A 12,374-nucleotide genomic window follows, 5' to 3' on the forward strand; every position below is an offset into this window, starting at 1 on the left:
GCGGGTGCGCGAGACGAGCGAGCCGACTTCTTCCGCGCGGCGGGTGGAATCCTTCACCGTCGTGGTGATCTCTTCCAGCGCGGCGGCGGTTTCCTCCACGGAGGCGGCCTGCTGTTCGGTCCGCCGGGCGAGATCGTCGGCGGCCGAGCGGATTTCCGTGGCGCCGGCATCGATGGCGCGGGCGTTCTGGCCGACCGTCGTCATTGCCGTGTGGAGCTTGGTGAGCGAGTGGTTGAAGTCGGTGCGCAGGCGATCGAGATGGCCGACGAAGGGCTTTTCGATACGGTGGGCAAGATCGCCCTCGGCAAGACGGCCGAGGCCGTCCGCAAGCGCCTCGACGGCGTGCTGGATCTCGCCAGCTTCGCGCGCCTTGACGGCTTCGCGCTCGCGGCGCTCGCTTTCGGAGAGCACGCGGCCTTCTTCCGCAGCGTTTTCAAGACGGGTGCGCTCGATGGCATTGTCGCGGAAGACCGCGACGGCAGCAGCCATGCGGCCGATCTCGTCGGTGCGGTTCTCGCCGGGAATATCGGTGCGGACGTCACCCGCGGCGAGCTTATCCATGGCCGATGTCATATCCTTGACCGGGCGCACGACGAGGCGGGAGAGCACGGTGGCAAGGAAGCCCATCATGACGACGACGGCAAGGATCGTGGCGATCGTCGCGGCGATGCGGAACTGGTCGATCGCCGCATAGGCCATGCCGCTGTCAATGGTGAAACCGAGATACCATTCGACCGACGGCAGACCGGTGACCGGCACGAAGGAGACGAGCACCGGCTTGCCGGCATAGGTCGTGTGCGTGATGCCGTCGCCGATGGCCGGCGTTGTCTCGGGGAAAGCATCGGTGAGCGTCTTGGTGACGAGCGCCTTGTCCTGGTGCACGAGGATCTGGCCGTTCTTGCTGACGAGGAAGGCGAAGCCCGTGCCGCCGAGATCGACCGAATTGACCATGTCGACGAGGGACTTCAGCGAGAAGTCGCTGCCGGCGACGCCCAGCAGCTTGCCGTCGTGCTTGACGGGTGTCGCGGCGCTGATGATCAGGTCGTTGGTGGAAGCGTCGATATAGGGCTCGGTCAGCACGCTGCCGTTTGCCTTGACGGCATCCTGATACCACGGGCGCTTGCGCGGATCGTACCCCTCGGGCATCTCCGATTTCGGCCACTGGGTGAAGAGGCCCGTCTCGTCGCCGACATAGGTGGTCATGAACTGGCTGACGAGAACGTCATTCTGCAACACGGCTTCGATACCCGTCGCATCCACGGCCTTGCCGGCGGCATTGCCGGCCATCTCGGTCAGCGAGACGCGGGCATTCAGCCAGTTGGCGATGCTCTGGGCGGCCTGCTTGCCGGAACTGTCGATGCTTTCCTCGACGGAATTCGTCAGGACGCTGCGCTGCAGGCTGTCGATATAGAGGGAAAAGCCGGTGAAGGCGGCAACGACGACGAGGGACGCGACAACGAGAATGCGCGTCATCAGATTGGAGCGCTTGGCCATGGGCGATGTTCTCTGGGGCGCCGCGCCGGAAACGGCGGGGACGCGATGCTGAACGGCATGCCGAAAGGCGAAAAATCGGGCGCATCATGCGGCCGCCGGCTGGACGCCGGAGAATGCCGCACAATAGGAAAACGTGTTTAAGGCGCCGTTAAAATTGACAGACCACAAATGGGGTGCAACCGGTGCCTGCGGAACAGGGTGCGGAAAATCGACCGGATCGGGAGGCGCCGAAAGGCGCTCCAACCCACCAATCTGCTGGTTTTCCCGGCGGAAGAGCGGTTCCCGTTTTCAGGACCGGTTCTAGCGACGGGCCATGAAGGCTTCGAAGGCGGCGCGAGCTTCCGGGCTCTTCAACTGCGCCGCGAAATGTTGGGCCTCCTCGTCGATCCGCCTTGCCACATCCGCGCCATCGCCCCGGATAAGGGTGCGGGCGATGGCGAGCGCCTTCGGTGGCTTGGCGGCAAGACGCACGGCGGCGGCGAGCGTGTCGCGCTCCACCGCGGCGGGCTCGACGACGGCATAGACGAGGCCCGCCTCCCGCGCTGCGGTGGCGGAGAAGCCCTCCCCCGCAGCCAGCAGCGCGAAGGCCCGCTGGTGGCCCATCAGGCGGGGGGCGAGAAGGCTGGACGCCGCCTCCGGCACCAGCGCCAGATCGACGAAGGGCGTGCGGAACTCCGTGCGGATCGAGGCATAGGTGAGGTCGCAGTGCAGATGGATCGTCGTGCCGATGCCGATCGCCAGACCGTCGACGCCGGAGACCAGCGGCTTGCCGTGCGCAGCGAGCGCATGGAGAAAATCGACCACCTCGCGCCCCATCGTGCCGCCCATTGCGAAGGCGAGGAAATCGTTGAGATCGTTGCCGGCGGAAAAGCAGCCTTCCGAGCCGAGGAAGACGGTGGCGCGCACGCTGTCATCCGCATCGCCGGCCTTCAGCGCGTCGGTCATCGCCTGGTACATGGCGCGGGTGATGGCGTTCTTCTTGTCGGGGCGGTTGAGGCGGATCACCTGGACGCCCGGCGCGTTTTCCGGGTGCTCGATCAGGATATGGTCGGTCATGGGTATCGGTTTCCTTCGCCGGATGGCAATCGTACGGGGCCGCCCCCTCTGCCGTAGTCCTATCGGTTCGATCGCGGCATCCTATCCCAGCACCACACGTGCGGCTTCAAGGCTCCCGGCACCGGAGATCACCCGGTCGCGCAGCGCCGCCGTCTCGCCGATGATGTTTTCCGCGGCGAAGCGGCACAGCGAGGCCCGTTCGCCGTTGCGGCCGTCACCGCCATCGGCAAGCGCGCCCTTGGCGAGATAGGCCCCCGTCAGCACCAGGCCGAAGAGGCGCTGGTAGGGCGTGGCACCGGCAAGCGCTTCGGCCTGCCTGCCCGCGGCGAGCGTGGCGAGCAACCATTCGGTGGCGGCTTCAAGATCAGCGATGGCAGTATCGAGGCGTTCGCCGGTTTCGCCGAGATCCGGCGCATTTGCCGTGCCCGCACGAAGACGGGCCTTTTCGGCGATCTCGCGCAGTTCGCCGACAAAACCCCGCACATGGCCACCGTCCGACAGCGGCAGCTTGCGCGTGACGAGGTCGATGGCCTGAATGCCGTTGGTGCCCTCGTAGATCGGCGCGATGCGGGCATCGCGATAGAGGCGGGCGGCGCCCGTCTCCTCGATGAAGCCCATGCCGCCATGCACCTGAACGCCGAGCGAGGCGACGTCGACGCCGGCATCGGTGGCGAAACTCTTGGCGATGGGGGTGAGCAGGCTGGCGCGCTCGGCCCAGTGCCGTGCCTCCGCGCCATGGCTCATGTCCACCGCGTGGGCGCAGGCATAGGTGATCGCGCGGGCGCCCTGGGTCAGCACCTTCATGGTCAGAAGCATGCGGGCGACATCGGGATGCTCGATGATCGGACTCATGCCCGAACCCTGGTCGCCACCGTGCCAGCCCGGCGCCTTGCCCTGCGTGCGCTCCTTCGCATAGGCGATCGCCTTCTGCGTCGCGGCCTCCGCGATCGCCACGCCCTGCATGCCGACAGCGAGGCGTGCGTTGTTCATCATGGTGAACATGCAGGCAAGGCCCCGGTTCTCCTCGCCAACCAGCCAGCCGATGGCGCCCGGCTCGTCACCGAAGCGGCCGTCGCCGTAGATCATCGTGCAGGTGGGCGACGCATGGATGCCGAGCTTGTGCTCGATGGAATGGCAATAGGCATCGTTGCGGGCGCCGAGCGATCCATCCACGCCGACCAGGAACTTCGGCACGAGGAAGAGCGAAATGCCGCGCGTGCCGGCCGGCGCATCGGGCAGGCGGGCAAGCACCAGATGCACGATGTTGTCGGTGAAATCATGCTCGCCATAGGTGATGAAGATCTTCTGGCCGAAGAGGCGATAGGTGCCGTCGTCACGGCGTTCCGCGCGGGTCTTCATCACGCCGAGATCCGAGCCGGCATGAGGCTCGGTGAGGTTCATCGAGCCCATCCATTCGCCCGACACCATCTTCGGCAGATAGGTGGATTTCAGGTGGTCCGAGCCGTGCGCCGTGAGCGCCTCGATGGCGCCGATCGTCAGCGTCGGGCCGATCGCAAAGGCCATGGAGCCGCTGTTCCACATTTCGAGCGCGGCGACGTGCAGCATGTGCGGCAGGCCCTGCCCGCCGAAATCGGGCGAAGCCGTCAGCGAGTTCCAGCCGCCTTCCGCCCAGGCCTTGTAGAGCGCCGGCCAGCCGTCGGGCATCGTCACCGCGCCATCGGCGAGGCGGGCACCCTGTCTGTCGCCGATCTCGGCAAGCGGCGCCACGGCTTCCGTGGCGAACCGGCCGGCTTCGGAGAGGATGGCATCGACGAGGTCGTCCGAGAGATCGCCGAGATGGCCGCCTTCGAGCGCGGGCGCAAGGCCCGCCACATGCTTCAGCGTGAACGCAATCTCCTCGACCGGCGCCTTGTACATCTCTATCCTCCTCCGGCCGCCTGCCCGCTTCGGCGGGGCGATCCGCTGGCGCACAGATTATTGATTTTTACGTAAACGTCAACTTGCGATGAGGCCCCAGAAACGGAAACGGGCCGGCCGGCCTCAACGACCGGTCAGCCCGTTCCAGGAGCCGGGGGACCGCCGGCTCGGAGAGGATTGCCCTATCAGCTATAGGGCGAGATGCACTGGCTGCGCGGACCGTTGTAGGGCTGGAACGTGTTGTCGTAGGCCCTGTACGAACGATAGCGGTTTGCGCACCAGTTCACATGCGAGCCACCACCGCCGACATAGGTCCGGTCGTTGGCAATCGCGCCGCCGATGATGGTGCCGATGCCGAAGGCGGCAAGCGGGAACCAGTAACCGTCATAATAACGATAGCCCGGGCGCTGATAGCGGTAGCCGCGATGGCCGCGGTACCAGCCGTAGCGGTCGCCGCGGTCACGCCAGCCCACATCCCGGTCGCGATAACGGTAGTCGGGACCACGGTAGCGGCGGATATCGCGCCAGCCCCGATCGTCGTTCCAGCTGCGCCCGCGGCGCCAGCCGTCGTCGCCCCGCCCGCGGTCAGCGCGCCAGCCACGATCGGAATTCCGGCGCACCCAGATACGGCGGTCATGGTCGCGAACGAGCTGCACATCGTTGCCGCCGGCCGCGGTCGTCTGCACCTTCGGAACCCCAAGCGGCATGGCGCTGGCCGGCACGACCGGGGTGGCGGCAAAGAGCGCCGACATGGCGACCGCCAGGCATTTGTTGAGAAATCTCATGACACTTCTCCCTGAGAGGGCCTTTCGACTGTTGCTCGAACGGCAATTTGAACGCGAAACGCACCAAAGTCCCTTTCGTTCCATATGCGATCTTCTCGCGCGCGATTCAATGTTCAACGCCGGGTTTTGTGCATGTTAGCCATCCGTTAACCATGTTTCGCGCACCATGCGCACTTGCGCCGGCGCGATATCGAACAGGAGCGTCCATGAACCCGAAGCATCTTTCCGGCCTGGCCGCCCTTCTCCTGCTGGCCGCCCTGCCCTTTTCAGCAAGCGCCGCGAACGTCGAACCGTGGAAGAAGCCGGAAAACGCCATCGTCATCGATGCCTATGAGCTGAACGAGATCGACTGGTCGGAAATGCTGTCCGACACGCGCATCGCCGGCTTCATCTCCAAGGCGTCCGACGGCCTGCCGGAAAGCTTCAGCTGCAAGGGCGAGCACAGCGGCGACACGGTGGCGCATTGCAAGACCATGTGGCGCAAATATGCGGTGAGCCGCGAACTCTATGAGACCCGCCGGCTGCTCGCCCGCTCGAAAGGGCTGCTCTGGGGCGCCTATCACCTCGCCCGGCCGGGCAATCCGGTCGATCAGGCCAACCATTTCCTCGACTATGCCAATCCCCAGGACGACGAGATGATGGTGCTCGATATCGAAGGCATCGATCCCGACAACTACATGTCGCTGGAGGATGCGCAGGTCTTTGCCGGACACATCAAGACGCGCACGGGCCGCTATCCCGTGCTCTACACCAACCATTCGACCGCCCGGTTCATCGCCCTCAACCGTGACAGGTACCGCATCCTCTCGCGCCTGCCGCTCTGGTATGCCCGCTACAAGCCGGGCATCGAGGACGCCTTCCCGATTGGCAACTGGGACAATTACGCGCTCTGGCAGTTCTCCGCCGGCGTCAACTGCTCGAAACGGCGCTGCCCCTACCGGGTGAAGGGCGCGCTGACCGATATCGACGTCAACGTCGCGCCGATGACCAAGGCGGCGCTCGGCAAGGCCTGGGCCTTCGGCGAACTCCTGCCGGAAAAGCCCTTCGAGCCCGTCGACACCATGCTCACCGCCTCCATCCCGTCGGGCGGCAGCTTCAAGGCAACGGTAAGGGCCGAGGCCGAAGCCGGCACCGGCGCACAGACGGCCGGCGCCGTCACGCTCGCCTCGGGCGCGACAGCATCCTTCCCCGTCGCCGTGACGGCCGAAGTCCGCGCCGGCATCATGGCCAAGGGCACCGCGACCACCACGGTCGGCCGCCGCCTGGTCGAGGTGACGCCGCTTAACTATCAGGATTTCTGAAACGCTTGCGGCGGGCGCAGGCTCGCCCCTACGCCTCGATCTGCACGTCGCCGACCGGCCGCGAGCAGCAGGCAAGGATGTAGCCTTCCTCGATCTCGTCGTCGAGGATGCCGCCGTTGTGGCGCATGTCCACCTCCCCAGAGAGCTTCATCACCCGGCAGGTACCGCACAGGCCGCCTTCGCAGGCCGCGCCGATGCGCACGCCGGCCGCCCGGGCGGTCTGGAGGATCGTCTGGCCGGGCGGGCATTTCGCATCCTTGCCGGCCATGGTGAAGGTGACGGTCGCAACGGCATTGGCATCGACGTCGTGCTCACCGGCGCCGGCGCGGATGGCGATCTCCTCCGGGGCAGGCGCTGCGGCCGGCTGGAAGCTCTCCTCGTGGTAGCGCTCCATGTTGAAGCCGCAAACCTTGAGAAGGTCTCTGACGCCGCGCATGAAAGGTTCCGGGCCGCAGCAGAAGACGGTGCGCTCGCGAAAATCCGGCGCGAGCAGCGAGAGGCGGGCGGCATCGATGCGGCCGCGCAATCCGTGCCAGCCGTCGCGCGGATTGTGCCCCTCGACGACGAAGCCGAGCGTCAGGTTCGGCATCTGCGCGGCAAGACATTCAAGCTCCGCCTTGAACAGCAGATCCTCCGGCTTGCGCGCGCAGGTGACGAAGGCGACGTCGGACTGCGGCGCGCAATCCGACATCCAGCGCGTCATCGACATCATCGGCGTGACGCCGGAGCCGGCCGAGATGAAGAGATACTTTTCGGCGGGATAGCGCACGAGGGAGAAGTCGCCGAGCGGGCCGAAGGCCTTCAGCTTCATGCCGGGCTTCAGGTTGTCGAACATCCAGCGCGTGCCGATCGAGCTCTTCTGCGCCTTCACCGTCACGGAAACGGAGAAGGGGCGCGAGGGCGTCGAGGAGAGCGTATAGGTGCGCAGGACGGGATCGTCCTGCGCAACCGGAATTTCCAGCGTGACGAACTGGCCGGGCAGGTATCGGAACCAGTTGTCGCGGTCGGACCGGAAGGTGAAGGTCATCACGTCTGATGTCTCCACCGTTGCGGCAATGCATTCCAGCATGTGCTGGCGATCGTTCCACGGATGAAGCTCGTCGAAATGACGGAAATGGCTTGCGATCGTCATGTCATGCCACCCGCGAGAGCGGCTTCTTGGCGCCGTCGAGCCGATCGACCATGAAGTTCACGTACCATTCGACGAACTGCATGACGCCCCCCTCGTCTTCCGGCGAATAGGGGCCGGGCTGGTAGGCCGGCGAGCGGATGCCGAAGGCGTTTTCCTCGACGATGCGGCGGTCCTGGTCGTTGGTCTCGGTCCAGACATGGGTGAGCTCGTCAAGGCGGTAGTCGACGCCCTCGACCGCGTCCTTGTTGACCAGCCATTTCGTCGTGACCTGCGTCAGCTCCGGCCCAAGCGGCAGAACGCGGAAGGTGATGGCATGGTCGGCGAGCACATGATTCCAGGTCGTCGGATAGTGGAAGAGCAGCAGCGTGCCGATGTGGTTTTCCAGCACGTCGTTCGACAGCGGGCGGTTGACGGCGCGGGCGCCGGACATCGTGTAGCTCTCGGCATCCTGGATGAGCGGCATGCGGGCCGCGCGGAACTGGCCGGTCGGCGACATGCGGAATTCGCTCGGCAGGCCCGCCGCCTCGCATTTCTCCCAGTGCGCGGCGATGACGGGATCGTCCTTGGCACCCTGCACGCCGGTGGCGCTCGGCGCTTCGGGATAGGTGCGGCAAAGCTCGGGATGGTTGGCAGCGCAATGATAGCACTCGCGGTTGTTTTCCCAGACGAGCTTCCAGTTGCCCTTCTCGACGATCGTGCTTTCGAAGGCGACCTTGGTCTCGCCGAGGCGGTGACGGGCAAGATAGGGCTCGACCAGGTTGCGGAAAGCGGAAAAGTCCGGCGCCTCGTTTGCAAGGCAGATGAAGATGTATCCGCCGACGGTCTCGCAGTGCACGCGCTTCAAACCGTGCTGGCTCTTGTCGAAATCCTCGGCCATGTGACGGGCGAAGAGCAGCGAGCCATCCAGCTCGTAGGTCCACTGGTGGTAGGGACAGACGAGCTTGGCCGAGGACCCCTTGTGCTGGGTGCAGACGCGCGAGCCACGGTGGCGGCAGGAATTGTGCAGGGCGCGCACGGTCCCCGTGCGGTCGCGGGTGATGACCACGGGATAATCGCCGACCTGCACGGTAAAATAGTTGCCGGCCTTCGGGATCTCGCAGTCATGGCCGATGAACAGCCAGTCGCGATACCAGATCGTCTCGAGATCGAGCCTGTAGTGATCGGGGTCGATGTAGAAGGCCTGCTCGAGGCTGTGGCCCTCGCGCCGGTTCTTGAGCTTGCGGAGCACGTCGCTGCTGATGTCCATGCCGGATCCTCGATATCCTATTGGGGATGAGGCGCACGGAAGGAGACGGCATCCGGGCGCGGGGGCGCCGGACTGCACGCTTCCCGGCCGCCCGCCGCAGCCAGTCACGATCATTCCCAAGGCTGGTTTCCGGGCTCAGGAGTGTCCGTCAGGACCGTCGCGGCGCCTTCCCGGACTTTCTGTCCAGTGGCGTCTCGCCGCGCGTTTCTCCTACACCGTTGCGGGGGCAGCGCCGGATTTCAACCGGCTTCCCAATTCTCCGCTCTTCGTCAGAACGGCACCTCGAGTGTTCTTATCTAAACGCAAGACCGGGCAAACGACATGTCAGTTAGCGACATGCCATTCCGATTTGGCGACAGAGATAAAATGGGCAGAGGCAAGCCAACCTCAGGCCTAATTGCATATATTTCAATCAATTATGCAAAGGAAACGAGCAACATGAATACCCTTTGGGCCACCTGGCCCGCCCGGTGACACAATTGTCATATTGCGACCCCTCCGGAACCTTTGGAAAAAGCGGGGGCGGATTGGCAAGGAATGCTTAACGCCGTTTCCATAAACTTCATCGCATCGGGGCGCGAGGATGGAGTGCCGACGCGTGCAGCAAACCAAGTTCCGTTACTACGACGCAGTCGCCTACAAGCGCGCGAATCAGCCGAAATCAGCCGCCCATACCGAGTTCCTGCGCACCGGCCGCATCGACCGGAATGTCAGCTGGAGCCCGAACGAGAAGCGCTACCTCAGCTACCAGGAAGTGGCCGAGCGTACCGGCCGCAAGCTGGAAAATGCCGGCAGCGTCACGCATGACCGCATCAACGGCTTTCACCAGTCGATCCGCTTTCCCAAGCTGATCTTCCACCGCACGCTCGCCCAGACGCCGCATCTCGGCTATTGCCACATCACCGTCGCCAATTCCCGCTTCGCGGAATTCGAGAATGTGCAATGGGCCTTCTACATGGCCAATTTCTTCGCCGAGATCGGTGAGGAGGAGCAGTTCTTCGCCGACATCTCGAAGAAGGTCGGGCGGATGTATTTCGCCGTCGCCATCACGCCGGCCGAAGAGGAAGGCCGCCTGCAGATCGACCGCAAGGTGCGCGGCAACGGCGTGCTCTTCCGCACCGACGATCCGAAGCTTGCCATGAAGAACGTGCTGATGCTCGGCGCGCACAACGAGGCGCTGCGCAAGATCATCCGGGCGCTCTAACCCCTACCCCGCTGCGTCAGGCCACCCCGGACGGCCGGTAGATCAGCCACTCCTTGCCGGCCGGCACCTCGTCGCCGCGGCCATAGACGACGATCTGGTCGCCGCCCGCGCCCCGCGCCTCCGCCAATGCCCGCTCGCAGGCCGCCGAAAGGTCGAGCGCGCTGTCGGCGCGGTCCGCCATGCACACGCCGGCAGACAAGGTGAGGTGACCCAGATTGCGCCCGGTGCGCGGATCGCGCAGCGCCACCGTCTGGAAGGCGGCGCGCAGCAGGTCGATCAGCCGCGTCACCTCCCCTTCGTCAGCGGTGCGAAACAGGAAGCCGAAGCGCAGGCCGTCGAAACGCACGGCCAGCTCGCCTGCGGGAAAAGCCTGGCGGATAAGGCCGCCGTAGAAGGTGACGAGATGATCGGACAGGGCCTCGATCTGGCCGGCGGAGAACCGCCGCTCGGCATCCACCTCGGCGATCGCGACGCCGCAGAGCATCGGCAGGTCCGGATTGGCATAGACCCGGGCGAGCGCCTTGTTGAAGGCGCGGCGGTTGCCGAGCTTCGTCGGCGGATCGACGAACTTCATCGCCTCGAATTCCGCCATCTCCTTCTGGATGCCGTCCATGACGACCGATTGCGCGGCGACCTTCTCCGCCATTTCCGCCGTATGGGTGGCGCGCAGTTCGGTCGCGCGCTGCAGCGCCTCGAGCGAGGAGCCGAGTGCGCCCTCTCCGAGGCTGCCGGCGTCACGGATGACCTGCGAGGCCTCGCCGATCAGGCGGCCGTAATCCGACAGCGAGGTGCGTTCCTGGCTGAGCAGATCCATGAAATTTGCCATCTCGTTGCTGATGGCGCCGGCCGAGCGCTGCAGCACGCCCGCCTCATGCTGGTGCGGCAGGTACTTGCGGCCGAGTTCGTCGAGCGCGCCCTGCGTCTTGTATTTGCCGAGCGCGATGAAATCGCGCACCAGATCGGGATTGCAACCCGCATAGGCCTCGTAGACCAGTTCATAATTGCGCGGCAGGCCGTCGATGCCCATCTGCTTCATCGCCGTTGCGACGCGCAGGGCGATATCGGTCGTCGAGGATTTCTTATGCGCCATCAATGCGGACCTGCTGCTTGATTTTTCAACCCTCCATAGCAGCCACCACTTTCGGCCGATCTAATCCGGTCGCTCGCATTTTAGGCAATGGGCAACCCTTGGCTTTTGCGGGAAAAGCCCTGTAAAGGAAGCCCGGACAAGGAAGGGCGACATGGCTGATATCGTGGATACGCGGACGGATGCGGAGACGGCGCTGGCCCGGGCCTGCGAAGCGCTCGGCCGGGGCGTGCCGGTCGCCATTCCCACCGAGACGGTCTACGGCCTTGCCGCCGACGCCACCAACCCGCTGGCCATCACACGCATCTACGAGATGAAGGGACGGCCACGCTTCAATCCGTTGATCTGCCACATGGCCGACCTCGCCATGGCAGAGGAGCATGCGGTCTTCGATCCGCTGTCGCGCGCGATCGCCGAGGCCTTCTGGCCGGGGCCGCTGACGCTCGTGTTGCCGATCCGCCCGGAAAGCGCCATCCATCCGCTCGCCCGCGCCGGGCTCGACACGATCGGCATCCGCGTGCCCAAGGGCTTTGCCAGCCGCCTGCTGTCGGCCTTCGGCCGACCTCTTGCAGCGCCGAGCGCCAACACGTCCGGCCGCATCAGCCCGACCACCGCCCGGCATGTCGCCGAGGATTTTGGCGCAAAGCTCGAGCTGGTTCTGGATGCCGGGCCGGCCGTCGTGGGGCTGGAATCCACCATCCTCAAGGTCGAGGGCGACACGATCCGCCTGTTGAGGCCGGGCGGGCTGGATGCCGCCGAGGTCGAGCGCGTCACCGGCCTGAAGGTGGTGCGCAACGAAAAGGCGGGGGCCGCGATCGAGGCGCCGGGCATGCTTGCCTCGCATTACGCGCCCGATGCACCGGTGCGGCTCAATGCACACGACGTGGCGCCCGGCGAGGTGCTGATCCGCTTCGGCGGCGCGGCATTGCCCGGCGAGGCCGATGCCGCACTGGTGCTGGACCTCAGCCCCAGCGGCGACCTTGCGGAGGCCGCCGCCAATCTCTTCGGCTACATGAAACGGGCGGATGCGGCCGGCGCGCGCGCGATCGCCTTCGCGCCGATCCCCTCCCGCGGCCTCGGCGAGGCGATCAACGACCGACTGCAACGCGCGGCTGCCCCGCGCGGCTGACCGCTGCGAACCGATCCAAGCGCACCAGCCCTGTGCGAGGCGGCGCCAACGAGGACAGAGCC

At 65.5% G+C, this 12,374-nt stretch carries 10 protein-coding genes and 1 riboswitch; of the genes, 3 read left to right on the forward strand and 7 right to left on the reverse strand.

Going from position 1 to position 12,374, the window contains the following annotated elements; genetic code table 11:
- The 4 genes from EXZ48_RS29585 to EXZ48_RS29600 form a co-directional block, all read right to left on the reverse strand.
- On the reverse strand, positions 1-1,494 hold a 1,494-nt coding region (locus tag EXZ48_RS29585; protein WP_130520484.1), incomplete at its 3' end, for a methyl-accepting chemotaxis protein.
- Between the two features lie 300 nt (positions 1,495-1,794).
- Positions 1,795-2,550 (reverse strand): crotonase/enoyl-CoA hydratase family protein, encoded by a 756-nt coding sequence (locus EXZ48_RS29590; RefSeq protein WP_130520486.1) that lies wholly within the window; start codon positions 2,548-2,550, stop codon positions 1,795-1,797.
- 81 nt (positions 2,551-2,631) lie between these two features.
- Positions 2,632-4,428 (reverse strand): acyl-CoA dehydrogenase, encoded by a 1,797-nt coding sequence (locus tag EXZ48_RS29595; RefSeq protein ID WP_130520488.1) that lies wholly within the window; start codon positions 4,426-4,428, stop codon positions 2,632-2,634.
- Between the two features lie 185 nt (positions 4,429-4,613).
- Positions 4,614-5,213, reverse strand: a complete 600-nt coding sequence (locus EXZ48_RS29600) for a BA14K family protein (protein WP_245462391.1) — start codon at positions 5,211-5,213, stop codon at positions 4,614-4,616.
- A gap of 206 nt (positions 5,214-5,419) precedes the next feature.
- Here EXZ48_RS29600 and EXZ48_RS29605 point away from each other — a divergent pair, with 206 nt between their 5' ends.
- Positions 5,420-6,514, forward strand: a complete 1,095-nt coding sequence (locus EXZ48_RS29605; RefSeq protein ID WP_130520490.1) for a glycoside hydrolase family 25 protein — start codon at positions 5,420-5,422, stop codon at positions 6,512-6,514.
- 28 nt (positions 6,515-6,542) lie between these two features.
- Here EXZ48_RS29605 and EXZ48_RS29610 read toward each other — a convergent pair whose 3' ends face one another.
- Both EXZ48_RS29610 and EXZ48_RS29615 read right to left on the reverse strand, forming a co-directional pair.
- Entirely contained in the window at positions 6,543-7,646 is a 1,104-nt protein-coding gene (locus tag EXZ48_RS29610) for a hybrid-cluster NAD(P)-dependent oxidoreductase (RefSeq protein ID WP_130520492.1), read from the reverse strand.
- A gap of 1 nt (position 7,647) precedes the next feature.
- The gene (locus EXZ48_RS29615; RefSeq protein WP_130520494.1) at positions 7,648-8,892 is read right to left on the reverse strand and encodes an aromatic ring-hydroxylating dioxygenase subunit alpha; all 1,245 of its coding nucleotides are present in this window, start codon (positions 8,890-8,892) and stop codon (positions 7,648-7,650) included.
- A 102-nt stretch (positions 8,893-8,994) separates the two neighbouring features.
- Positions 8,995-9,192: riboswitch (cobalamin riboswitch) on the reverse strand.
- A gap of 298 nt (positions 9,193-9,490) precedes the next feature.
- Between EXZ48_RS29615 and EXZ48_RS29620 the strand changes: the two genes are divergently transcribed.
- Entirely contained in the window at positions 9,491-10,096 is a 606-nt protein-coding gene (locus EXZ48_RS29620) for a DUF6656 family protein (RefSeq protein ID WP_245462392.1), read from the forward strand.
- A gap of 16 nt (positions 10,097-10,112) precedes the next feature.
- Here EXZ48_RS29620 and EXZ48_RS29625 read toward each other — a convergent pair whose 3' ends face one another.
- Complete coding sequence (locus tag EXZ48_RS29625; protein ID WP_130520498.1) at positions 10,113-11,186, reverse strand: diguanylate cyclase domain-containing protein; 1,074 nt, start codon at positions 11,184-11,186, stop codon at positions 10,113-10,115.
- 151 nt (positions 11,187-11,337) lie between these two features.
- Here EXZ48_RS29625 and EXZ48_RS29630 point away from each other — a divergent pair, with 151 nt between their 5' ends.
- Positions 11,338-12,312, forward strand: coding sequence for an L-threonylcarbamoyladenylate synthase (locus EXZ48_RS29630; RefSeq protein WP_023515269.1), 975 nt, complete (start codon positions 11,338-11,340; stop codon positions 12,310-12,312).
- Positions 12,313-12,374 lie beyond the last annotated feature (62 nt).

Source organism: Shinella sp. JR1-6, from assembly GCF_004284735.1.
Lineage (GTDB): Bacteria > Pseudomonadota > Alphaproteobacteria > Rhizobiales > Rhizobiaceae > Shinella.